This window comes from Actinacidiphila rubida, assembly GCF_900110255.1.
GTDB classification, from domain to species: domain Bacteria; phylum Actinomycetota; class Actinomycetes; order Streptomycetales; family Streptomycetaceae; genus Actinacidiphila; species Actinacidiphila rubida.
In genome coordinates, this window is sequence record NZ_FODD01000018.1 from 144,390 (window position 1) to 166,178 (window position 21,789).

Annotated in this window: 21 protein-coding genes; 13 read left to right on the forward strand and 8 right to left on the reverse strand. The window is 72.2% G+C overall.

Going from position 1 to position 21,789, the window contains the following annotated elements:
* Positions 1 to 29 precede the first annotated feature (29 nt).
* Together BMW99_RS19335 and BMW99_RS19340 are read left to right on the forward strand one after the other, a co-directional pair.
* Positions 30 to 1,016: an aldo/keto reductase gene (locus BMW99_RS19335; RefSeq protein WP_069465292.1), complete on the forward strand. Its 987-nt coding sequence runs from the start codon at positions 30 to 32 to the stop codon at positions 1,014 to 1,016.
* A 165-nt stretch (positions 1,017 to 1,181) separates the two neighbouring features.
* Positions 1,182 to 1,604, forward strand: a complete 423-nt coding sequence (locus BMW99_RS19340) for a hypothetical protein (RefSeq protein ID WP_069465286.1) — start codon at positions 1,182 to 1,184, stop codon at positions 1,602 to 1,604.
* 40 nt (positions 1,605 to 1,644) lie between these two features.
* On the opposite strand, the gene BMW99_RS19345 is transcribed toward BMW99_RS19340, so the two are convergent.
* Positions 1,645 to 2,148 carry a GNAT family N-acetyltransferase gene (locus tag BMW99_RS19345; RefSeq protein WP_069465285.1) on the reverse strand — a complete coding sequence of 168 codons (504 nt, stop codon included), beginning with the start codon at positions 2,146 to 2,148 and terminating at the stop codon, positions 1,645 to 1,647.
* A 202-nt stretch (positions 2,149 to 2,350) separates the two neighbouring features.
* Between BMW99_RS19345 and BMW99_RS19350 the strand changes: the two genes are divergently transcribed.
* Positions 2,351 to 3,394, forward strand: a complete 1,044-nt coding sequence (locus BMW99_RS19350; protein WP_069465284.1) for a cation diffusion facilitator family transporter — start codon at positions 2,351 to 2,353, stop codon at positions 3,392 to 3,394.
* Positions 3,395 to 3,471: 77 nt separating this feature from the next.
* On the opposite strand, the gene BMW99_RS19355 is transcribed toward BMW99_RS19350, so the two are convergent.
* Positions 3,472 to 4,827, reverse strand: a complete 1,356-nt coding sequence (locus BMW99_RS19355) for a hypothetical protein (protein ID WP_069465283.1) — start codon at positions 4,825 to 4,827, stop codon at positions 3,472 to 3,474.
* Positions 4,828 to 4,989: 162 nt separating this feature from the next.
* Here BMW99_RS19355 and BMW99_RS19360 point away from each other — a divergent pair, with 162 nt between their 5' ends.
* Genes BMW99_RS19360 through BMW99_RS19375 form a run of 4 tightly spaced genes read left to right on the forward strand, consistent with a single transcriptional unit; the run spans position 4,990 to position 7,887 of the window.
* Positions 4,990 to 5,613 (forward strand): ATP-binding protein, encoded by a 624-nt coding sequence (locus BMW99_RS19360; protein ID WP_069465282.1) that lies wholly within the window; start codon positions 4,990 to 4,992, stop codon positions 5,611 to 5,613.
* Between the two features lie 11 nt (positions 5,614 to 5,624).
* Positions 5,625 to 5,846 carry a hypothetical protein gene (locus BMW99_RS19365; protein ID WP_069465281.1) on the forward strand — a complete coding sequence of 74 codons (222 nt, stop codon included), beginning with the start codon at positions 5,625 to 5,627 and terminating at the stop codon, positions 5,844 to 5,846.
* On the forward strand, positions 5,846 to 6,817 hold the full coding sequence (gene tgmB, locus BMW99_RS19370; protein WP_069465280.1) for an ATP-grasp ribosomal peptide maturase: 972 nt from the start codon (positions 5,846 to 5,848) through the stop codon (positions 6,815 to 6,817). The genes BMW99_RS19365 and tgmB overlap by 1 nt, the downstream gene beginning before the upstream one ends.
* The gene (locus BMW99_RS19375) at positions 6,814 to 7,887 is read left to right on the forward strand and encodes a methyltransferase domain-containing protein (RefSeq protein ID WP_245791540.1); all 1,074 of its coding nucleotides are present in this window, start codon (positions 6,814 to 6,816) and stop codon (positions 7,885 to 7,887) included. Before tgmB ends, BMW99_RS19375 begins: the two co-directional genes overlap by 4 nt.
* A gap of 17 nt (positions 7,888 to 7,904) precedes the next feature.
* On the opposite strand, the gene BMW99_RS19380 is transcribed toward BMW99_RS19375, so the two are convergent.
* From BMW99_RS19380 to BMW99_RS19390, 3 genes are all read right to left on the reverse strand, one after another.
* The gene (locus tag BMW99_RS19380) at positions 7,905 to 8,420 is read right to left on the reverse strand and encodes a hypothetical protein (RefSeq protein WP_069465279.1); all 516 of its coding nucleotides are present in this window, start codon (positions 8,418 to 8,420) and stop codon (positions 7,905 to 7,907) included.
* Between the two features lie 18 nt (positions 8,421 to 8,438).
* Positions 8,439 to 9,080, reverse strand: coding sequence for a hypothetical protein (locus BMW99_RS19385; protein WP_069465278.1), 642 nt, complete (start codon positions 9,078 to 9,080; stop codon positions 8,439 to 8,441).
* Positions 9,081 to 9,220: 140 nt separating this feature from the next.
* Complete coding sequence (locus BMW99_RS19390) at positions 9,221 to 10,414, reverse strand: RtcB family protein (protein ID WP_069465277.1); 1,194 nt, start codon at positions 10,412 to 10,414, stop codon at positions 9,221 to 9,223.
* A gap of 341 nt (positions 10,415 to 10,755) precedes the next feature.
* Between BMW99_RS19390 and BMW99_RS19395 the strand changes: the two genes are divergently transcribed.
* The 4 genes from BMW99_RS19395 to BMW99_RS19410 all read left to right on the forward strand — a co-directional run bounded on the left by BMW99_RS19395 (position 10,756) and on the right by BMW99_RS19410 (position 14,992).
* The gene (locus tag BMW99_RS19395; protein ID WP_141726272.1) at positions 10,756 to 11,580 is read left to right on the forward strand and encodes a DUF3558 domain-containing protein; all 825 of its coding nucleotides are present in this window, start codon (positions 10,756 to 10,758) and stop codon (positions 11,578 to 11,580) included.
* Positions 11,581 to 11,711: 131 nt separating this feature from the next.
* Entirely contained in the window at positions 11,712 to 12,434 is a 723-nt protein-coding gene (locus BMW99_RS19400; protein ID WP_069465276.1) for a hypothetical protein, read from the forward strand.
* A gap of 141 nt (positions 12,435 to 12,575) precedes the next feature.
* Positions 12,576 to 14,276 (forward strand): DUF2637 domain-containing protein, encoded by a 1,701-nt coding sequence (locus BMW99_RS19405; protein WP_075017219.1) that lies wholly within the window; start codon positions 12,576 to 12,578, stop codon positions 14,274 to 14,276.
* 317 nt (positions 14,277 to 14,593) lie between these two features.
* The gene (locus BMW99_RS19410) at positions 14,594 to 14,992 is read left to right on the forward strand and encodes a roadblock/LC7 domain-containing protein (protein ID WP_075017220.1); all 399 of its coding nucleotides are present in this window, start codon (positions 14,594 to 14,596) and stop codon (positions 14,990 to 14,992) included.
* Positions 14,993 to 15,050: 58 nt separating this feature from the next.
* Here the strand turns inward: BMW99_RS19410 and lysS are convergent, their stop codons facing one another.
* Complete coding sequence (gene lysS, locus BMW99_RS19415) at positions 15,051 to 16,784, reverse strand: lysine--tRNA ligase (protein WP_069462962.1); 1,734 nt, start codon at positions 16,782 to 16,784, stop codon at positions 15,051 to 15,053.
* Positions 16,785 to 16,954: 170 nt separating this feature from the next.
* On the opposite strand from lysS, the gene argS reads away from it, so the two are divergent.
* Together argS and BMW99_RS19425 are read left to right on the forward strand one after the other, a co-directional pair.
* A complete protein-coding gene (gene argS / locus BMW99_RS19420) occupies positions 16,955 to 18,727 on the forward strand; it encodes an arginine--tRNA ligase (protein ID WP_069462963.1) in 1,773 nt (590 codons plus the stop codon).
* Positions 18,728 to 18,838: 111 nt separating this feature from the next.
* The gene (locus tag BMW99_RS19425) at positions 18,839 to 20,080 is read left to right on the forward strand and encodes a SpoIIE family protein phosphatase (RefSeq protein ID WP_069462964.1); all 1,242 of its coding nucleotides are present in this window, start codon (positions 18,839 to 18,841) and stop codon (positions 20,078 to 20,080) included.
* A 33-nt stretch (positions 20,081 to 20,113) separates the two neighbouring features.
* Here BMW99_RS19425 and BMW99_RS19430 read toward each other — a convergent pair whose 3' ends face one another.
* Positions 20,114 to 20,662, reverse strand: coding sequence for a L,D-transpeptidase (locus BMW99_RS19430; protein WP_069462965.1), 549 nt, complete (start codon positions 20,660 to 20,662; stop codon positions 20,114 to 20,116).
* Positions 20,663 to 20,693: 31 nt separating this feature from the next.
* Positions 20,694 to 21,680, reverse strand: a complete 987-nt coding sequence (hemB, locus tag BMW99_RS19435; protein ID WP_069462966.1) for a porphobilinogen synthase — start codon at positions 21,678 to 21,680, stop codon at positions 20,694 to 20,696.
* Positions 21,681 to 21,789 lie beyond the last annotated feature (109 nt).

Below are 21,789 nucleotides of genomic sequence, written 5' to 3' on the forward strand. Positions count from 1 at the left end.
AGCGCGCTCCAGAGACCACAGTGGCCGCCATGACACGACTTCTGGGACGCAGCGGCATCGAGGTCAGCGCCCTCGGCATGGGCTGCTGGGCGATCGGCGGACCGTACGGCAACGGCAGCACCGAGCAGTTCGGCTGGGGCGAGGTGGACGACGCGGAGTCCACGCGGGCGCTGCACCGCGCCTTCGACCTCGGCGTCACCTTCTACGACACGGCGAGCAGCTATGGCGCCGGCCACAGCGAGAAGGTGCTCGGCGCCGCCTTCCGCGACCGGCGCGACCAGGTGGTGATCGCCAGCAAGTGGGGCGGCACCTTCGACGAGGAGACGCGCGAGACCGGGGCCTCCGACCCCAGCCCCGCGTTCCTGCGCAGCTGCCTGGAGGGGTCGCTGCGCCGGCTGGGCACCGACTACGTCGACCTGTACCAGCTGCACATCAACGACCTCCCGCTGGAGCAGGCGCTCGACCTGGTCGGCACCCTGGAGGAGCTGGTGGCGGCCGGCACGCTGCGTGCGTACGGCTGGAGCACCGACGACCCGGCCAGGGCCGAGGCGTTCGCGGCGCAGGCACCGCACTGCACGGCGATCCAGCACGACCAGTCCGTGCTGCACGACAACCCGGCGATGATCGCGGTGTGCGAGGCCTCCGGGCAGGCCTCGATCAACCGCGGCCCGCTGGCGATGGGCCTGCTCAGCGGCAAGTACCACGACCACCGCCAGGTCGCGGACAACGACGTGCGCCGCATGGGCTACGGGTGGATGACGTACTTCCGCGACGGCACCGCCAGCCCCGAGTACCTGGCCGCGATCGACGGCATCCGCGACGTCCTGACCGGCGGCGGCCGCACCCTGGCGCAGGGCGCACTGGCCTGGCTGTGGGCGCGCAGCGCGACGACGGTGCCGATCCCCGGGTTCCGCACCCTCGCGCAGGTCGAGGAGAACGCGGGCGCGCTGGCCCACGGACCGCTCACCGCCGACGAGTTCGGGCAGGTGGAGAAGCTGCTCGCGGCGGCGCGGTAGTTCTACGCCGCCGGGTGCGCCGGCATTCCCCCCCGCCGGGCGGGCGGCCGGTGCCCGGCGGGAGTGCCCGGCTCCGCCGCCGCTGTCGGTGCCCGCCCCTACGCTGCGGGCGACGCCGGGACGCGCACGAGGTGCGAACCGGCAACGGATGCAGGGGAGTTCGCGATGGGCGGCGACGGATGGCACCAGACGGGCCCGTACCAGCAGGACATGGGTGCGGCGTTCCGTCAGGCCCAGGACGAGGAACTGGCCCGGGACGACCGGGGGTTCACGGGGCAGTCCATGGCCGAGCTGTGGCGTGACCCCGAGTGGCAGGAGTTCATCCTCACCGGCGGCACGGGCACCGTGCTGGACCAGATCGCGCTGATCGGCCCCACCGACACCACGGACGGCCCCTTCATGCGCCCCCTCACCGACGAGGAGGTCCGCGCCTGGTCCCCCACCGGCCGCCCGACGGAGGCCGAGTGGCGCGACGCGATGGGCACCGAACCCTTCGGGTTCCCCGACCGCGCGGCCGGCAACTGCACGATCCTGTACGAGGACGGGCGCCCGGCGCGGATCGGCTACTGGGGCGTCACCGCGGACTGAGCGGCCGCGGACCGAACGGCAGCGGGCCGGCCGGGGCCGGTTACGCGGCCGGCGGCCGGACGGCTCCCGGCTGCCGCACCATCCAGACGTCGACGGCGTCCTCGCTCTCGACGGTGAACCCGTGGCGCTCGTACAGCCGCCGGGCGGCGCTGCCCTGCAAGACGATGAGCCGCACCACCGCGCCCTCGGCGTCGGACCGCCGCAGCAGGGACGCCAGCACCGCGGAGCCCAGGCCCCTGCCCTGGACGTGCGGGGCCAGGTAGAGGTGCTCCAGATACCGGCCGTACTCCGCCGGGCGGAAGGTGACGCAGCCGGCGAAGGCGCCCTCCGCCTCCACCACCCAGGTCTCCCCCGGGGAGAAGGCGTCGCGGAACCGCTGCCGGACCCGCACCTCGTCGTAGCGCCCCAGCCGTTCCAGGTCCGCCCGCATCACCACGGCCCGCAGCTCCGCGATGGGCTCGACGTCGTCCTGCGCGGCGGAACGCAGCGACCAGTCCGTGACGCCGTCCGGCCCGGTCCGCTCCGCCGTCGTACCCGTGTTCATGACGCCCTTTCGCGAAGGTGTTCGAGAAGCCGACCCTAACGCGCTGACCTGGGACGCCTCGCGGCGGGCGGCCGTTCCTGCGCCGCCCGCCCGCCGCCGTCCGCCGCCGTCGGCGGACGCCCGCTCCTGCACCTGACTGCACCTGGTCGCGGCGCGCAGGACGGTCGTCGCCGCGACGCGATCCAGCGGGCATGGTGGTGCCATGGACGGCAGCGAGCACGCGCAGGAGCCCCCGGACCCCACCGGATCGCGGGGGCGGCTGCGGCGGCGCGTCGGTGACCGGGTCCCGCACGCCGTCAGGCCGCACGGCCACCAGGGGCCGGACCGTGTCGACGCGGCCCTGGCCGCGTCCCGGGAGGGCATGCGGACGCTGTGGCTGTCGCTGGCGATCCTCGCGGGGACCGCGGCCGTGCAGGCCGTGGTCGTCGTCGCGTCGGGCTCGGTCGCGCTGCTCGGCGACACCGTCCACAACGGCGCCGACGCGCTGACCGCGGTGCCGCTGGGGATCGCGTTCCTGCTCGGCCGGCGCGCGGCCACCCGCCGCTACACCTACGGCTACGGGCGGGCCGAGGACCTCGCGGGCATCGCCATCGTGCTGACCATCGCCGCGTCGTCCGCGCTGGCCGCGTACCAGTCCGTCGACCGCCTGCTGCACCCCCACGGCATCAGCCACGTGGGCGCCGTCGCGATCGCCGCCCTCGTCGGCTTCGTCGGCAACGAGTGGGTCGCCCGGTACCGCATGATCACCGGGCAGCGGATCGGCTCGGCCGCGCTCGTCGCCGACGGCCTGCACGCCCGCACCGACGGCTACACCTCCCTCGCCGTCCTGCTCGGCGCGGGCGGCGTGGCCGTCGGCTGGCCGTGGGCCGACCCCGTGGTCGGCCTCTTCATCACCGCCGCGATCCTGCTCGTCCTCAAGGACGCGGCCCGCGAGGTCTACCGGCGGCTGATGGACGCCGTGGATCCCGCGCTGGTCGACACCGCCGAGGCCGCGCTGCGCACCGTCGACGGCGTGCTGGCCACCGGCCCGCTCCGTATGCGCTGGATCGGCCACGCCCTGCGCGCCGAGGCCGACATCGTCGTCGACCCCCGCCTCACCGTCGTCCAGGCCCACGCCATCGCCGTCGCCGCCGAACACGCCCTCATCCACGCGGTCCCGCGCCTGACCGCCGCCACCGTCCACACCGACCACACCCCCCAAGGCGACGACCCGCACGCCCCCTTGGCCCACCACGCCCCGGCCTGACCGTCCCGTGGAAGCAGTCCTACGCGGCGAGTCCAGCCCTAGCCGCGAGCGCATCCGCGCCCGCGCGTGTGCCCTCGCTAGGCGGCCTTCCTCCGCGCCAGCTCCCCGGCGCGCTCGTACACCTCACATGCGTGGCGGTTGCCGACGTGACGGCGGAGGCGGCGTCTCAGAATGCCGAAGTGCTCGTCCGCGCGGGACGAGGAGAGGTGCTCGTAGTCGTCGAGGAACGCCGACCAGGTAGCGCAGGACGCCTCCAGGTGTCCCACTTCGAGTTGCCGCTGGGCGAGCAGGCCGTTGGCGTGGGCGCGCCCCTGTTTCTCGACGGGCGGTCGCACCCGGTTGGAGTCCTGCATGGCGGTGATGGATCCCGGCACGTCCCCGAGGGCGTGGAGCACGCTCGACACGTGGAAGAAGTAGGCGGCCTGGTCGTAACCGCCGATCGTGTCGCGCCTGTTGTCCGCCCGTGAGAGCGCGGCCTGCGTCTGTGCGAGGCGGGAGAAGGCGAGCCGTCCGTCTCCGACGAGGGCCGCACCCTGTGCCTGCTGTCCGGCGAGGAACGCCTGCAGGCGGGGGCCCGCCTTCGGTGCGGCCTCGGCCGCGGAGTCGGCGAGTTCCAGGGCCCGTTTCCCCTGCTTGAGGTTGGCCGCCTGGAGCGCCATTCCGCGGAGCGTGCGGCAGTAGGTCACGTGGTCCCCGGCTTCGGCCGCCAGATGCAGCGCCTGCACGTAGTACCGCTGGCCCAGACCGTGGGCCTTCTCGTACATCGCCATCCACCCCGTGAGGTACACGAGGTCGGACGCGGCCGCGAGCATGTTCTTCCTGACGGCGTCCGAGGCGTCCGCGTGCAGGTACGTCGCGACCGTGTTCACCAGGAACGCCGCGGCCATCGGGCGCGCGTGCCCACCGCCCAGCTCGTCGAGGATGTCCGCGATCCGATCCGTCATCGTCCGCACCGTGGCGACTTCGCCCGCCCCGATCCGCGTGGTCCGCCCACCGGCACGCACCGGGGCCCGGCCCGCCAGGTCGACGAAGGCCGGCACCGGTAACGCGGCGGCGTACAGCGAAGTGGCGAGGAACCTGCGGCGCGAGGGGTCCATGTCTTCCCTCCCGATCGAGACAAGTCCCTCCACAGTGTTCCCGGGCAGGGCCAGCACCGCGAGAGCACCCGTTTCGGCCACAGAACCCGGCAGGCCAGCTTCGGCATGAGTCACGGGCCGGCCCAACCTGCGGGCGAACGCTTCGACGATCAACGGATGCCACTTGGCCTGCGGGCGCGTGCCGCTGAGCCACTTGTTCACGTTGCTCTTGTCACAGGCGGCAGGAACGCCGGCCTCAGCAGCAGCGCGATTGATCGCGCCGGCCAACTCGACCTGGGACCAACGCGCCTCAGTGAGAAGTTCCCGGAGACCTTGGTTCGGCTCGTGCTCGGCCATGCTGCCACTCTCCGCGGGTGGACGGGCTTTCCACGCTTTCCACTTCGCAAGCCGCCTCAACGGTACCGCGCTCGGTACACAGACGGTTGCGTAGTGCGTGCAAGCGATCGGAGCGAGCGGGAAACGCCGCTCCCTTCACGGAAAAGCACATGGAGGGCAACGATGGCCTGTGGCCAACAGCCTCTGCGCAGCAGGTTCGATCTGACATCGTCGAGATCTGCCGTCAGGTGGGGCAGGAAGCACACGGCCGAGGTCCTGAAGGACTGGCGCGTGGGCGATGCGGTGACGGAGGACGCGTTACTGATCGCCTCCGAGCTTCTGAGCAACGCTGTTCAGCACGCGACCAAGCCGCTGAGGCCACCAGGCGGCAGCCCCTGCTCCGCGGAGTGCAGCTTGCTGCTGCGGCTCACCGGCCGGGATCTGACGGTCGCCGTGTGGGACGGGGACAGCCGCCCGCCGGTCCCGGGACTCGCCTCCTCGGACGCTGAACGCGGCAGGGGTCTGTTCCTGGTGGACGCCCTCAGCGAGGCGTGGGGGGTCACCCGCCCCGCCTCGGAGGCGGGGAAGCTGGTCTGGGCCCGGCTCCCCGTCCCGTCGGGCTGGTTCGCCGTTCCCTCCGACTGCGGAGCATGCTCCGGCGCATCCCCGCCCTCGGCCGGAGTGGCCACATACCCCTTGTGCCTCGGTCAGGCCGAGACCGGGCGGCCCGGGACGCCCGGGACGCCCGAGGGCCCCGGTTCGACTCCGGGCGAGGGGACGCACCACGCACAACTCCCGACCAATTGACTGGAGGAACGATGACCACCGCAGTGATCCCGCTCGCGGCGCGCGCTGCCGCGCTGCCCGCGCTGGTGACCACGACCGTGGAAGGCGTCGTCTGGGACGACGAACGCCAGCTCAATGTCCAGGCCGACGGAACCCCTTGGCACGTCGCACCCCAGGCCGCGTCGTGCACGGACACCAACCAGGACGGCAAGGGCGACGACGTCAACGACCCGTACTGCGCACCGGCCGCCTGATGCCGGTCGCCCGACCCGTGCTCGTGGTCGCCGAACAACTGGACGCTGCCGCCGACATGGTCGTTGACGAGCTCAATGGGCGGTCGGTCCCCATCATGCGTTACGACACCGCGCAGTTCCCTCAGTCACTCCGTCTGACCGCCGTCCACGCGTCAGATCACGTGGGGTGGAACGGCGTGCTGGACACCGGGCACCGGTCGGCGCGTCTGGAGGAGGTCCGGGCTGTCTACTACAGGCGGCCCGGACGCCCCCGAATCGCTGAATCCGTGCCGGAACCGTACGCGTCATGGGCAGAGCACCAAGCGGATGCAGCTCTCCTGAACGTGGTCACGGCACTGCCTGTCCGCTGGATCAACAACCCGCACGACGACCGTTTCGCTGCCCACAAGCCGCAGCAACTCGTTCGAGCCGTCTCCGCAGGTCTGCGTGTTCCGCGCAGCATCATCACCAACGACCCGGAGTCGGCCCGCGCCTTTGCGAGGGCCGTCAACGGCCCCCTGATCTGCAAGCCCGTACTCGGCGGAAGACTCGACACGGGCGCGGAACGAAAGCTCATGGTGGCCACGCACCACTTCGACCCGGCGGGTATCGATGACAGCCTGCGCCTGACGGCGCACTACATCCAGGAGGCGATCCCCAAACACCACGAGGTGCGTCTCACCGTCGTGGGCGAGGCCCTGTTCGCCTGCACGTTGACCGCAGCCTCCGAGCAGGCAGCAATGGACTGGCGCACTGATCCGGAACGTGTCGAACTCGGAACCACGCGCGTTCCGTCCTCCGTCGCCGCGGGCGTCCGCCGCTATATGGCCGTGTGCAACCTTGTCTTCGGCGCATTCGACTTCGCCGTCACCCCCACCGGGCAGTGGGTGTTCTTCGAATGCAACCCGGCCGGCACCTGGGCTTGGGTCGAGAATCGGACCGGGTTGCCCATCGCCGCAGCACACGCCGACTACCTCCAAGGAGTCTTGTGACGAACGACCTCACCGCAACCATGCGCGAGGCATTCGCGGGCGCCCTCGGGGATGGGCGACCAAGTACTTGGCGTGACGCCTTCGCCGCCGTCCCCCGGGAGATCTTCGTCCCCACCTTCCACCGCCAGGACGAGCGAGGCCGTTGGCACCAGGTCACAGAGGCCGACGAAGGCTTCCTGAATGCTGTCTATTCGGATTCGGCTCTGATGACGCAACTCGACGAACGTGGCATTCCCACCTCGTCCTCCAGCGAGCCGTGTCTGATGCTGACGATGCTGGACGCTCTCGACGCGCGGATAGGGGACAACGTCTTCGAGCTGGGCGCTGGGACCGGATACAACGCAGCGCTTCTTTCCCATCGCCTGGGCTCGGAGAACGTCACCAGTGTCGATGTGGACGACACGCTCGTGAAGGCTGCCCGTGAACGCCTGCACTCGGCCGGGTACGACCCGTTCCTCTTCGCCGGCGACGGTACTCAGGGCCGCCTCGATCGAGCCCCGTATGCCCGTATCATCGCGACAGCCGCGCTGACGTCCATTCCTCCGGCACTGGTCAGGCAAGCCGACCGCGGCGGTGTGATCGTGGCTCCGATCGGCCTCGGCATCGTCCGCACGACTGTCTCTGGACCGGGCCACGCCGAAGGAGATTTTCTCCCACCACCCGCACTGTTCATGCCACAGCGCACGACCGGTGGCCAACCCGCATTCGACGCCTTGCCCGACCGGGATCCTGAAACCTCGGAGGTGCCCGTCGCGGACGTGCTCAACCGTTTGAGGTTCCCTCTGTCGCTCGCCTTGCCCGGCTACCAGTCGTGCTCCTGGCGGGACGGTCACGGAGCTCTGACCGGTGTAGGTCTCTGGACCGACGACGGTTCGACGGCGAGTGCCAGCGCGACCGGCGCGGTGCGCCAGACTGGGCCACGCCGTCTCTGGGACACGGTGGAGGGCTTGGTGGCCCTCTTCCCCGAGGGCCAACCCGCGCGTGAGGAGTTCCGCTTGACGGTCGCCCCGCACGAACAGCGGGTGCGGCACGAACCTTCCGGCGCGTCCTGGGCGCTGCCGCTCGGGTGACTCGTGGTCGCCGACGGCTACGGCTCGGCGTTCCACCGCGCGGGCAGGTCCGTGTCGCAGAAGACGCAGGCGAAGTGGTGGTCGCGGACGATGTTGAGCTCGTGGCAGCCGGGGCAGCGGCGGAAGAGCACCGCGTGGGTGAAGGCGTCCGGGTGGTGCAGGGCGGCCCGGTCGAGCGCGGCTGCGACGGGCGGCCACGAGGTGACGTCGTCGGGGCAGTAGCCGGTGGAGTGGTTGCTGATCGTGTCGACGGCCCAGGTGCCGTCCCGGCGGACGAAGCCGATCTCGCCCGCGGCCAGGACCGGGGCGCCGCCCGCGCACGCCACGTGTTCGCTGCGGCGGGCGGCGAGCCGCAGCACCCCGTCGCCGAGGACGACGAACGTGAACGGTTCCGCCTGCTCCTCTTCCGGCCGTGCCGCAAGCCACGCCGCCACGGCGTCCCGTGTCCGCAGCACGGCACCGGCCTGCTCCGCCCGGACGGCCGCCCGCAGTTCGGCGGGACCGACGTACGGGTAGAGCCGCTGTCCGGGCATCCGAGGTGCCGCCTCCGCTCAGTTGCCGAACCAGACGACCAGCCGGACGTTGTCGTCGCCGTGCAGCGCGGCCAGGGTCTCCATGGTCGTCCAGACGGGCTGCCACGTTCCACCGATTTCGACGGCGTCGCGGCGCCGGAGGCGCTGGGCGCGGTAGACCGTGTCGCCCACGGTCCACTCGGTGCCGTCCGGCCGGCCGTCCCCGGCGTCCCGAGCGTCCCGCGTCGCGTTCGACGGCGCGAGGACCTTTGCCTGGACGGGGTCCCAGGCGCCCTTGCCCAGGTACCGCAGTCCCTCGGGGGTCCGTTGGTAGCGGTGCGGCCGCCGGTCCGTGGTCTCGGCCGGCTCGTCCCAGTCGATCCGCTTCACCTCGGCCCAGGTGATCCAGGTGACGCCGTACATCTGGTCGGGCCACCGCGCCAATGTCGCGAGCTCCGCGCGAACGGCCTCGGAGGCGTCCGCGGGCATGCCCCGGTCGGCGGCGAGCGGGCGGAATCCGGCGTAGTTCCGCACGCCGAACAGGCACCCGAACGCATCATAGTCCCGCGTGGTGTTGAGGAAGAACAGGTCGATCACGCCGTGCCAGGTGGTCGCCTCGCCCTCCTCCTCATGGAAGCGCCAGGCGCGGCACTCCACAAAGCCGCTGATGTCCGTACCCATCGCGCGCCCCCTTCGGCGGCCGTCGAAAAAGCGTGAGGGCCGCGCACCGGAGTGCGGTGCACGGCCCCGCGGGTATGACCGGCCCGGCAGGCCCTGGCGGCCCAGCTGGCCCAGGCGGCCCAGGCGGCCCAGGCGCACGCTCAGCCCTTGACGCAGACGACCTGCTTGAGCTTCGCGACGATCTCGACGAGGTCCCGCTGCTGGTCGATGACCTGGTCGATCGGCTTGTAGGCGCCGGGGATCTCGTCGACGACGCCGGAGTCCTTGCGGCACTCCACGCCCCGCGTCTGGTCCTCCAGGTCGCGGGTGGTGAAGCGGCGCTTCGCCGCGCTGCGGCTCATGCGGCGGCCCGCGCCGTGGGACGCGGAGTTGAACGCCGCCGTGTTGCCGAGGCCGCGGACGATGTAGGAGCCGGTGCCCATCGAGCCGGGGATGATCCCGTAGTCGCCGGAGCCCGCGCGGATCGCGCCCTTGCGGGTGACCAGGAGGTCCATGCCGTCGTACCGCTCCTCCGCCACGTAGTTGTGGTGGCAGGAGATGACCGGTTCGAAGGTGACCTTCGCCTTCTTGAACTCCTTGCGGACGACGTCCTGCAGCAGCGCCATCATCAGCGCCCGGTTGTACTTGGCGTACTCCTGGGCCCAGAACAGGTCGTTGCGGTAGGCGGCCATCTGCGGGGTGTCCGCGACGAACACGGCCAGGTCGCGGTCGACCAGGTCCTGGTTGTGCGGCAGCTTGCGGGCCTCGCCGATGTGGTACTCGGCGAGCTCCTTGCCGATGTTGCGCGAGCCGGAGTGCAGCATCAGCCAGACACCGTCCTCGGAGTCGAGGCAGACCTCCACGAAGTGGTTGCCCGAGCCGAGCGTGCCCATCTGCTGCGCGGCCCGCCCCTCGCGGAAGTGCACGGCCTGGGCCAGGCCCTGGAAACGGGACCAGAAGTCGTCCCAGCCGGACGTGCGCATGCCGTGGAAGGAGCCCGGGTCGACCGGGTCGCTGTGCATGCCGCGGCCCACCGGGATGGCCTGCTCGATCTTCGAGCGCAGCCGGGACAGGTCGCCCGGCAGGTCGGAGGCCCGCAGCGACGTCCTCACCGCGCTCATGCCGCAGCCGATGTCGACGCCGACCGCGGCCGGGCAGACCGCGCCGTGCATGGCGATGACCGAGCCGACCGTGGCGCCCTTGCCGTAGTGGACGTCGGGCATGACGGCCAGACCCTTGATCCAGGGCAGCGAGGAGACGTTGCGCAGCTGCTGCATCGCGCCGTCCTCGACGGTGGACGGGTCCGTCCACATCCGGATCGGAACCCGGATACCGGGAACCTCGGTGTACGACATGGCCATCCCCCTGGGAAAGAACGTTGAGTGAGACGGCGGGCGGCGGCGTGACCGCCGGTGGGGGCGGCACCAGGTATGTGCCGTATATCCCATTCTGCCCGACTGTGATGGACGTCACCCGATCTTCCGGCCCCGGCGGGCGGAATCGGTGAGGCGTGCGGTAGACATTGTGTCCAAGGCCCGCTCGGGCGCGCCAAGGGTTTAACCGGGCCCGTACGCTTTCCGGCGGAAACTGCTCGACAGCGTGCGCCGGCACTCGGCCGCCGCGCGGCCCGGGGACGACCGGGCGCGACAGCAGGACGCGAGAGAGCGCGAGAAGGCGCGAGAAAGGGGGCCGCGGGGTGCGCACCACGCGACGACTGCCCGCTCCGGCCGGCGCGAGGCCCTCGGCCGTGGCCGCCATGGCGGTCACCGCGGGCCTGGCCCTGGCCACACTGGGTGCCTGTACCACCGCCGGTTCCTCGGCCGACACCGCCAGCGACCCCAAGTCGGTCGCGGCGGGCGGCGACACCACCGTCTCGCCGCTGCCGCCCGGCAAGTACAAGACGCTGCCGCAGCCGTGCACCGCGGTGGACCTGGACACCCTCAAGGGCCTGGTGCCCGGTGCGAAGGACTACGCCGGCGCCGAGTCCCTCACGTACGACACCGACCGCCGGGTGGGCTGCTCCTGGCACACCGACGCGGTGGCGGGCGCGGCGTCCCGCACGCTGTCCGTGGACTTCGAGCGGGCGGTGTCCTACGACCCGAACGTCAGCGACGAGGTGCAGGCGGAGACGGACTTCGAGCGGCGCGCGGCGAACGCCTCGATCCCCCCCGTCGCGCCGGGGAGCACGCCCACCACCCCGGCCTCGCCGACCGCGACGGCCACCGGCACCGACCCGTCGACGGGCCAGAGCGCGGGCACCGGCAGCGACGGCAGCAGCCCCGACCTGCTGCCGCGCCGCCTGACCGACCTGGGCAACGGCGGCTTCATCAACGACGTGCTGAAGACGTCCGCGAACGGCCCCAAGCGCTCGGTCACCGTGGTCTTCCGTACGGCCAACGTCGTGGTGAGCGTCACCTACGCGGCCACCGAGCCTCGCGGCTCGGCCCCCGCGACCAGCGCTGACCTGCAAAAAGGCGCCCGCGATGTGGCCGGCGAGCTGGAGCGCAAGGTCGAGGGCTAGGCCGGGAGCGGGTCCGCGGACCCCTTAGTGTGGATGGCCGACCGCCAGCACGTGACCCGCGTGAGCGCACGACCGCGCGCACCACGGGACCACGTGACCCACGTCAGCAGAGGACGCAAAGGACCGGCCCCATGGAACGACGTCGACGTACCGCCCCGCGCCTTGCCGGCCTGATCGCCTGCGCCGCGGTGCCCGCGGTGCTGCTCACCGCCTGCTCGTCGGGCTCCGGCTCGGACAAGGGCGGCGACTCGGCGGGCAGCTCGCCGTCCGGGTCCGCGAGCACCTCCGGAGCCGCCGGCACCACCGCGCCCGCGGTCGCGCCCGCCAAGTTCCACACGCTGCCGCCGGCCTGCACGGCCGTCACCAAGGCGACGGTGGCGGCGCTGGTGCCGAAGGTGAAGGACGCCGGCGGCACCACGACGAAGAACGCCGCGATCCAGGACCGCGGCGGCTGCTCGTGGACCGGCAACGGCTCGGACGGCTACCAGTACCGCTGGCTGTCGGTGACGCTCCAGCGCTTCGCCTCCGACGCGCAGTTGGGGTCGGGCGAGGACCAGGCCAAGAAGCGCTACACCGATCAGGTCGCCACGCTGGGCGCGGCGAAGGGCCTCACCAAGTCCCCGGTCGCCGGGATCGGCGACGAGGCCACGTCCGTCGCGGGCAAGGCGACGGTGTCGCAGATCACGTCGCAGAACGACACGGTGGTGATCCGCACCGGCAACGTCCTGCTGACGGTGGAGTACAACGGCGCCGGTCTCGAGGGCAAGAAGAACCCCACGGCCTCGACGGTCGTCTCCGGCGCGGACCGCGCGGCCAAGGACGCCGTGGCAGCCGTCGCGGCGGCGAACGCATAACGAACAGCGGCCCCTCCACCCCCGTATCCGTACGTTTGTCCGACCCTCGTAGGGCGACCAACCCCCGCGGCGCCACCGTGATGTGGCACTCTGGTGCGTCCAGTCACGGGGACAGGAGCTGAGCGGCAGGAGGGGTCGCGGGTGGCCGCGATACGTTTGACCCGGACGCACCGGATTCTCGTCGGAATCGTCGTCGCGGGCGCGGTGATCATCGCGGGCATCGGCTTCGCCGGCTCGTACGCCGCGGTGCGCACTCTGGCCCTGCACAAGGGCTTCGGCTGGTTCGCCAATGTCTTCCCGATCGGCGTGGACGCGGGCATCGTCGTCCTGCTGGCACTGGACCTGCTGCTGACGTGGCTGCGGATCCCGTTCCCGCTGCTGCGGCAGACGGCGTGGCTGCTGACCGCCGCGACGATCGCCTTCAACGGCGCGGCGGCCTGGCCCGACGCTCTCGGCGTCGGCATGCACGCGATCATCCCGGTGCTGTTCGTGGTCGCCGTCGAGGCGGCCCGGCACGCGATCGGGCGCATCGCGGACATCACCGCCGACAAGCACATGGAGTCGGTCCGCATCACCCGCTGGCTGCTCGCCCCGCTGCCGACGTTCCGGCTGTGGCGGCGCATGAAGCTGTGGGAGCTGCGGAGCTACGAGGAGACCATCCGCCGCGAGCAGGACCGGCTGGTCTACCGGGCCCGGCTGCGCGCCCGCTACGGCGTCGCCTGGCGCCGCAGGGCGCCCATCGAGGCCATCATGCCGCTGCGGCTCGCCAAGTACGGCATACCGCTGTCGGAGACCGCGGACGCGGGCCTCCAGGCCGCCGGCATCGAAGTGGCTCTGCCCGTAGGGGAGTTGGAGGCCGGCTCCGCCAACGCCGGCTCCTCCGCCGCCTCCGCGGGCTCCTCCGGCGATTCCCCGGCGTCCGCTGCCGCCGAGTCCGCCGGCCCGGCCACCGCGGCCCAGCTCGCGGCGGGAGCGCGGCAGGCCGGCCCCGAGGGTGCCGCGGGTGCCGTGGGTGCTCCCGACGGATCGCAGCAACCGGCGCCCGGACAGATGCAGTTGACGCCGGACCAGATGTTCGCCGCGCAGCAGTTCGCGCAGCAGCAGCAGTTCGCCCAGCAGCAGGCGTACGAGCAGCAGCTGTACGAGCAGGGCTTCGCCAACAGCCGCTTCGAGGGCACGCCGCACGACAGCCCGTGGTTCGCCGCCCAGCAGGGCTACTACCCCGGGCAGCCCTACGACCAGCAGGCGTTCGAGCAGCAGCAGGCGTTCTTCCAGGCGCAGGCGCAGGCCGCGCAGGCCGCGCAGGCCGTGCAGGGCCAGGGCGGCCCGCAGCAGCCGCAGGTGATGGCTCCAGTCGGCCCGTACCAGGAGCGGCCGCTGGGTTACGGCGCCCTCAACGGCGGCGGCCCCAACGGGCAGAACGGCCAGGGCGGGCAGGCCGGCCAGAACGGCGTCCCGAACGACGGGAACGGTGCCGTCGCCGGCGCGAACGGCCGCTCCGTCCCCGGTCCGCGACGCGAGCCCCAGCCGGAGCCGGCACCCGAACAGGCCGCGTTCGCACCGGAGTTCCCGCCGGACGCGGAGCCGGAGTTCGTGGACCTGGAGACGTACCCGATGGCGGGCCTGGAGTTCCCCGAGGGCATCTCGGCGGAGGAGGCGTACTTCGCGGCGTACCGCACCTACGTCCAGGAGCACGGCGCCATGCCCAACACGCGCCAGCTGGCCCGCTTCCTGCCGACGGTCTACAAGGGCACGGCGCCCGAGGAGCGGCAGCTCGTCAGCGCGATACGGGACCTGCGCTACCGCTACACCTCCGAGGCCAACGCGGAGAGCATCCCGTAGCCCTGGCCCTGGCCGTGACCGCGGCCGTCGTCCCATCCGAGCAGGTCCCGACCGGAATCCGGCCGGGACCTGTCCATGTCCGTCCGCGTCCGTCCATGTCCGTCCATGTCCGTCCGCGTCGTGCCGATGCTGACGCCGCGTCACCTCAGAGGGGCATTTTAGGCGCGTCCGCCGCATGTTCCGGTGGAAAATGCCAAAGTCCTCCTCGCGCACCGCACCGTGCGTAACGTTCCCCCTGCCGACCACAGCGCGGCGGAACGGGCACGGGCACGGCGTCGCCGCCGCGCGGGCGGGCCCTCCGCCGAGAGGAGGGGACCATGCACGAGGCCGAGGTGCGCGTCGAACTGGAGCGGCTGAGAGCGGACACACCCGGGGTGGCAGGGGCCTTCGCGACGAGCCCGGACGGGCTGGTGCTCGCGGCCGACGCCCCCGACGTCGAGCCGGACGGCTTCGCCGCGCTGACCGCGGCCGCGGCCGCGGTGGGCGTGCGCCTGACGGGCGCCGCGGGCCAGGGCGACTTCCGCGAGCTGCTGCTCCGCGGCGACGCCGGCGGCCTGGCCCTCTACCCGGCGGGCGAGGGCTGCGTGCTCACCGTGCTGGCCGCGCCCGGCGCCGACCTGCCGGGCCTGCGCCCCGAGGCCCGCGCCTGCGCCACCCGCATCGCCCGCCACCTGTCCCCCGCCGACGCGCAGGCGGCGCCCTCGCAGCCGGTGTGAGCACACGCGTGCGGCGGCGCACCCCCGGCCGGGGGTGCGCCGCCGCACGGTGCGTGGGTCAGGCGGCCCCGCCCAGCAGCCGCCGCGCCCGGTCCTGGCCGACGGCCAGCAGCAGGGTGGGCAGCCGCGGGCCGGTGTCCCGGCCGACCAGCAGCTCGTAGAGGTTGACGAAGAACGCCCGCTGGGCGGACTTCAGTTCGGGAGTGGGCTTGGCGTCGGGCTCCAGACCGGCCTGCACCTTCGGCACCGCGTAGACGAGCGTGGTGAGCCCGTCCAGCGACCAGTGCGCGTCCAGTCCGTCCAGCAGCAGCTTCAGGGCGCCCCGCTCGGCCTCGCCGAGCGCGGCGAGACGCTCGGTGTCCGGCTCGGAGCGCACCACGGTGCGCTGGTCGGCGGGCACCTGCGTGCTGATCCAGTTCTCCGCCCGGTCCAGCCGCGGCCGCACCTCGTCCAGTGAGGACAGCGGGCTCGACGGGTCGAGCTCGGACAGGATCCGCAGGGTCTGGTCCTCGGCACCGGCGGTGATGTCGGCGACCGAGGCGAGCGTGCGGTAGGGCAGCGGCCGCGGGGTGCGCGCCAGCTCACCGGAGGCCGTGCCCGTCGCCCTGCCGTACGCGGCGGCGTCCGCGGGAAGCACGGACCCGTCGTCGACCTTGCGCTGCAGCGCGTCCCACTCGTCGTACAGCCGCTGGATCTCCTGGTCGAAGGCGATCTTGAACGACTGGTTGGGGCGGCGCCTGGCGTACAGCCAGCGCAGGATCTGCGGCTCCATGATCTTCAGCGCGTCGCCCGGGGTGGGCACCCCGCCCCGCGACGACGACATCTTGGCCATGCCGGAGATGCCGACGAACGCGTACATCGGGCCGATCGGCTGCTCGCCGCCGAAGATCGGGCCGACGATCTCGCCGCCGACCTGGAACGACGAGCCGGGCGAGGAGTGGTCGACACCGGACGGCTCGAAGACCACGCCCTCGTACGCCCAGCGCATCGGCCAGTCGACCTTCCAGACCAGCTTGCCGCGGTTGAACTCGCTCAGCCGGACCGTCTCGCCGTGGCCGCAGGCGCAGGTGTACGTCAGCTCGGTGGTCTCGTCGTCGTACGCGGTGACGGTCGTCAGGTCCTTGCCGCAGTCGGCGCAGTACGGCTTGTAGGGGACGTAGCCGATGCCGCCGGCGCCGGCGGAGCTGCCGTCGTCCTCCGCGGCGGCGCCGGAGCCCTCCTCGGCCTCCAGTTCCGCGGCGTCCACCGGCTTCTGCGAGGCCTTGGCGGGCGCCTTCTTCGTGCGGTACTGCGCGAGGATCGCGTCGATGTCGCCGCGGTGCCGCATCGCGTGCAGGATCTGCTCGCGGTACGCGCCGGCGGTGTACTGCGCGGTCTGGCTGATGCCGTCGTACTCCACGCCCATCTCGGCGAGCGCCTCGGTCATCTGGGCCTTGAAGTGCTCGGCCCAGTTCGGGAACGCGGAGCCGGCCGGGGCGGGCACGGACGTCAGCGGCTTGCCGATGTGCTCGGCCCACGACGGGTCGACGCCGGGGACACCGGCCGGCACCTTGCGGTAGCGGTCGTAGTCGTCCCAGGAGATGAGGTGCCGCACCTCGTACCCGCGGCGCCGGATCTCGTCGGCCACCAGGTGCGGGGTCATGACCTCGCGCAGGTTGCCCAGGTGGATGGGGCCTGACGGGCTGAGCCCGGACGCGACGACGACGGTTTTCCCGGGGGCGCGGCGCTCCGACTCGGCGATGACGTCGTCCGCGAAACGGGAGACCCAGTCGGCCTCGGTGCTCTGAGCCACGGTCCTCTTCTTCCTGGGGTCGGGTGCCTGGCGTTTCCCTCATTCTCCCAGACCGCGGCGTCCCGCCCACCCGTTTGTCCACAGGCCCGCGCCGCCGTATGTGCGTCGCGTCGGGCGGCCGCCCCGTGGGAGAATCGAGCCGACCCATCACCTCGACGAACGGCAGTTTCATGGCCTCGGTCGCTTCCCTCTCCGCTTCGCTCCAGCAGCGCGTCTCCGCAGCCCTCGCGGCCGCGGTGCCGTCGGCCACCGACGCCGACCCGCTGCTGCGACGCAGTGACCGGGCGGACTTCCAGGCCAACGGCGTGCTGGGCCTGGCGAAGAAGGCCAAGGCCAACCCGCGGGAGCTGGCCGGCGCGGTGGTCGCCGGACTGCCGGCCGACGAGCTGATCGCCGGGGTCGAGGTCTCGGGCCCCGGCTTCCTGAACATCACCGTCTCCGACGCGGCGATCACCTCGACGCTGGCCGCCCGGGCGGCCGACGAGCGGCTGGGCGTGCCCGCCAAGGAGCACCCCGGCATCACCGTCGTCGACTACGCGCAGCCCAACGTGGCGAAGGAGATGCACGTCGGCCACCTGCGGTCGTCGGTGATCGGCGACGCGATCTGCAAGGTGCTGGAGTTCAGCGGCGAGCAGGTCGTGCGGCGGCACCACATCGGCGACTGGGGCACCCAGTTCGGCATGCTCGTGCAGTACCTGATCGAGCACCCGCACGAGCTGGACCACGGCACGGACGAGAAAGACGCCGGTGAGGCGTCGATGTCCCGGCTGGACCGGCTCTACAAGGCGTCCGGCGCGCTGTTCAAGTCCGACGAGGGCTTCAAGGAGCGGGCCCGGCGGCGGGTGGTCGACCTGCAGGCCGGCGACCCCGAGACGCTCGCCCTGTGGCAGCGGTTCGTGGACGAGTCGAAGATCTACTTCGACTCGGTCTACGGCAAGCTCGACATCGAGATCCGCGACGAGGACATCGTCGGCGAGTCCGGGTACAACGACATGCTCGCCGAGACCTGCGAGCTGCTGGAGAAGTCCGGCGTGGCCGTGTGGTCGAACGGCGCGCTGTGCGTGTTCTTCGACGACGTCAAGGGCAAGGACGGCGAGCCGGTCCCGCTGATCGTGCGGAAGACCGACGGCGGCTACGGCTACGCGGCCACCGACCTGTCGGCGATCCGCAACCGGACGGGCGCGCTGCACGCGGACACCCTGCTGTACGTCGTGGACGTGCGGCAGACCCTGCACTTCCGGATGGTCTTCGAGACCGCCCGGCGGGCCGGCTGGCTGACCGACGACGTCACCGCGCGGCACCTGCCGTTCGGCACGCTGCTGGGCCGGGACGGCAAGCCGTTCAAGACCCGGGCCGGGGAGAGCGTGAAGCTGGAGGACCTGCTGGACGAGGCGGTGCAGCGGGCCACGGCGGTCGTGCGGGAGAAGGGCGAGAAGATCGGCCTGACCGAGGAGGAGATCGTCTCCAACGGCGAGCAGGTGGGCATCGGCGCGGTGAAGTACGCCGACCTGTCGACCTCGCTGGGCAAGGACTACGTCTTCGACCTGGACCGGATGGTCTCGCTGAACGGCGACACCAGCGTCTACGTCCAGTACGCCTACGCGCGGACGCGGTCGATCTTCCGCAAGGCGGCCGGCGACCAGCGGGCGGTGGCCCACCCGGAGCTGGCGCTGGAGCCGGCCGAGCGGGCGCTCGGCCTGCACCTGGACGCCTTCGGCGAGACGCTCGCCGAGGTCGCGGAGGTGTACGAGCCGCACCGGCTGGCCGCGTACCTGTTCCAGTTGGCGTCGCTGTTCACCACGTTCTACGAGCAGTGCCCGGTGCTGACCGCCGACGGCGGGCCGGCGCAGGTGGAGAGCCGGCTGTTCCTGTGCGAGCTGACCGCCCGCACGCTGCGGCAGGGCCTGTCCCTGCTGGGCATCCGCACGCCGGAGCGCCTGTGACCGCGGGCGCACCCGACCGCCGGTAGCCGCGGGGGCGGGGTCCGGCCCATTGGGTCTTTGGCCGATCTTCGTGCATGCTTGTCCTAGTTTGTCCTACCTAGCGGGGCTACTGTGACGAGACCCACGACGCGACCGAAGATCGACTTCCAGTCGGTCTTCCGGACCCTGCCCGCGGGCCTGGCCGTGATCGGCCCCGACATGGTCTACATGGACGTGAACCCGGCCTACGAGCACATGGCCGGGCGGTCCTGCGTCGACCTGATCGGCCGGAACGTCTTCGAGCTCTACCCCGACAACCCGCGTGACGCGGAGGCCGACGGCAGCCGCAACGTCGCCGCGTCGATCCGGCGCGTGCTGGACACCGGCGAGCGCGACACCATGGGCCTGCAGCGCTACGACGTGGAGCGCGCCGACCTGCCGGGGGTCTACGAGGAGCGGTACTGGAGCATCGTCAACCTACCCGTCCGCGGTCCCGACGGCGAGGTGGAGTACGTGGTCCACCGGGTCGAGGAGGTCACCGACTTCATCCGCACCCACGGCACCCGCAGCGGCGACTACCGCACGCCCCGCGACCTGGAGGGCGAGCTGTACATGCGGGCCCGGGAACTGCAGACGGTCAACGAGCAGCTGCGCCACGCGCACGCCCGGGAACGCGAGGTCGCACTGACCCTGCAGGCCGCGATGCTGCCCGCGGCCCAGGGCAACGGGCACCCCGTCGCCGTCCGCTACCGCCCGGCGGTGGGCGCGCTGCACGTGTGCGGCGACTGGTACGACCTGGTGGACCTGCCCGGCGACCGGATAGCCGTGGCCGTCGGCGACGTCGTCGGCCACGGACTGACCGCGGCCGGCGTCATGGGCCAGCTGCGCAGCGCCCTCAGCGCCGCCGTCCGCGTCACCGACGGCCCCGCGGCGGCCCTGGAGACCGTCGGGCTCTACGCGAGCTCCGTGCCCGGCGCCGAGTGCACCACGGCCGTCTCCGCGTACCTCGACTGGACCGCCGGCTCCGTCACCTACAGCAACGCCGGGCACCCGCCCGCGGCCCTGCTCCAGCCCGACGGCAGCGTGGACTTCCTCGACGCGGCCACCGATCCCCCGCTGGCCGCCCGCCCGGATCCCGGCACACGCCCCGAGGCGACGGTCCCCCTGGTCCCCGGCGGCACCCTCGTCCTCTACACCGACGGCCTGGTCGAGCGCCGCGGCGAGGACTACGACATCAGCCTGACCCGCCTGGCCCGTGCGCTGAACCACCACCGGAACCTCGCCCCCGACCCGCTGGCCGACGCCCTCCTCAGCGACCTGCTCCCCCCCGACGGCGCGCAGGACGACACGGCCCTGGTGATCATCCGCCTGTGAGCGGCCCGGCTGCCCGGGCTCCCCGGGGACGGGCTACTTGAAGACGACGACGGTGGAGCCCTTGACCGTGTTGTTCCAGATCTTCAGGGCGTCGGCGCGGTGGACGCGGATCGCACCGGTGCGCAGGCCGGGGTCCGGGGCGGTGACCTTGTCGTCGACCGGTGCGGAGAAGGCGACCCAGCTCTCCGCGGTGTACTCGAAGAACACCAGGTGCTCGACCTGCTTGCCGTCGGTGCCGACCGCGGAGGCCTCACGCTTGCTGACGTAGTAGACGCCGGGCGTCGCCGGCACGGTGCCCGCCTGCACCTGGAACGTCGAGACCGCACCGGTCTTGGTGACGACCCACACGCGGTTCTGGCTGAGCGAGTAGACGACGCGCTTGCCGGTGTCGCCGCCCGTGGGGACCGGCGGCGGGGTCGTCGGCACCGCGTGGGGCTTGGAGACGGTGGGATGCGGGGTGGGCGCCGCCGTCGGATCGGCCGGCGGCGAACCGCTGGCCTGGAACGCGAGCACCGACACCACGACCATGGCCCCGGCGGTCAGCCCGCTCACGGTCACCCACGAAGGTATGCCCCGGCTCACGCTTCTCCTCCTCCCCTGCCCGCGCCCGAACCTACAGCTGCCGCGCGACCTCGGTGGCCCAGTACGTCAGGATCATCCCGGCGCCGGCCCTGCGGATCGAGGTCAGCGTCTCCTGAATCGTACGGTCCCGGTCGATCCAGCCGTTCGCGGCGGCCGCCTCCACCATCGCGTACTCGCCCGAGACCTGGTAGGCCACGACCGGCACGTCCACCGCGTCGGCGACCTTGCTGAGCACGTCCAGGTACGGCAGCGCGGGCTTGACCATGACCATGTCCGCGCCCTCCTGCAGGTCCAGGGCCAGCTCCCGCATCGACTCGCGGAGGTTGGCCGGGTCCTGCTGGTAGGTCTTGCGGTCGCCCTTGAGCGAGGAGCCCACGGCCTCACGGAACGGGCCGAAGAACGCGGAGGCGTACTTGGCGGTGTAGGCGAGGATCGCCACGTCCTGGCGGCCGATCTCGTCCAGCGCGTCACGGATGACGCCGACCTGGCCGTCCATCATCCCGGACGGGCCGACGACGTGGACCCCGGCGTCGGCCTGGACCTGCGCCATCTCGGCGTAGCGTTCCAGCGTCGCGTCGTTGTCGACCCGGCCCTGGTCGTCCAGCACGCCGCAGTGGCCGTGGTCGGTGAACTCGTCGAGGCACAGGTCGGACATCACGACGACCGCGTCGCCGACCTCCGCGACCACGTCGCGGATGGCGAGCTGCAGGATGCCGTCGGGCTCCGTGCCCTGGCTGCCGATCGCGTCCTTCACCTCGGGCACGCCGAAGAGCATCAGACCCCCGACACCGGCCTCGGCGGCCTCCACGGCCGCCTTGCGGAGGGTGTCGCGGGTGTGCTGGACGACGCCGGGCATCGACGTCACCGGCTGCGGCTCCGCGATGCCCTCGCGGACGAACATCGGCAGGATCAGGTCGGCCGGGTGCAGCCGGGTCTCCGCCACCAGCCGGCGCATCGCCGGGGTGGTCCGCAACCGCCGGGGGCGCACCCCGGGGAACTCGCCGTACGAGCCAGTCATCGTCCTACTCCCGCGTCCTACTCCGGCTGGGGGAAACGCCTCCACCGTACGCCCGCGCCGGACGTGCTCTTCCCGACGCAGCGTCGGCCCCCCCACGGCCCTGCGGCCC

Coding starts and splice junctions, on each gene's coding strand:
- BMW99_RS19335 (WP_069465292.1), top strand. CDS start 30: ATGACACGACTTCTGGGACGCAGCGGCATCGAGGTCAGCGCCCTCGGC.
- BMW99_RS19340 (WP_069465286.1), top strand. CDS start 1,182: ATGGGCGGCGACGGATGGCACCAGACGGGCCCGTACCAGCAGGACATG.
- BMW99_RS19345 (WP_069465285.1), bottom strand. CDS start 2,148: ATGAACACGGGTACGACGGCGGAGCGGACCGGGCCGGACGGCGTCACG.
- BMW99_RS19350 (WP_069465284.1), top strand. CDS start 2,351: ATGGACGGCAGCGAGCACGCGCAGGAGCCCCCGGACCCCACCGGATCG.
- BMW99_RS19355 (WP_069465283.1), bottom strand. CDS start 4,827: ATGGCCGAGCACGAGCCGAACCAAGGTCTCCGGGAACTTCTCACTGAG.
- BMW99_RS19360 (WP_069465282.1), top strand. CDS start 4,990: ATGGCCTGTGGCCAACAGCCTCTGCGCAGCAGGTTCGATCTGACATCG.
- BMW99_RS19365 (WP_069465281.1), top strand. CDS start 5,625: ATGACCACCGCAGTGATCCCGCTCGCGGCGCGCGCTGCCGCGCTGCCC.
- tgmB (WP_069465280.1), top strand. CDS start 5,846: ATGCCGGTCGCCCGACCCGTGCTCGTGGTCGCCGAACAACTGGACGCT.
- BMW99_RS19380 (WP_069465279.1), bottom strand. CDS start 8,420: ATGCCCGGACAGCGGCTCTACCCGTACGTCGGTCCCGCCGAACTGCGG.
- BMW99_RS19385 (WP_069465278.1), bottom strand. CDS start 9,080: ATGGGTACGGACATCAGCGGCTTTGTGGAGTGCCGCGCCTGGCGCTTC.
- BMW99_RS19390 (WP_069465277.1), bottom strand. CDS start 10,414: ATGTCGTACACCGAGGTTCCCGGTATCCGGGTTCCGATCCGGATGTGG.
- BMW99_RS19400 (WP_069465276.1), top strand. CDS start 11,712: ATGGAACGACGTCGACGTACCGCCCCGCGCCTTGCCGGCCTGATCGCC.
- BMW99_RS19410 (WP_075017220.1), top strand. CDS start 14,594: ATGCACGAGGCCGAGGTGCGCGTCGAACTGGAGCGGCTGAGAGCGGAC.
- argS (WP_069462963.1), top strand. CDS start 16,955: ATGGCCTCGGTCGCTTCCCTCTCCGCTTCGCTCCAGCAGCGCGTCTCC.
- hemB (WP_069462966.1), bottom strand. CDS start 21,680: ATGACTGGCTCGTACGGCGAGTTCCCCGGGGTGCGCCCCCGGCGGTTG.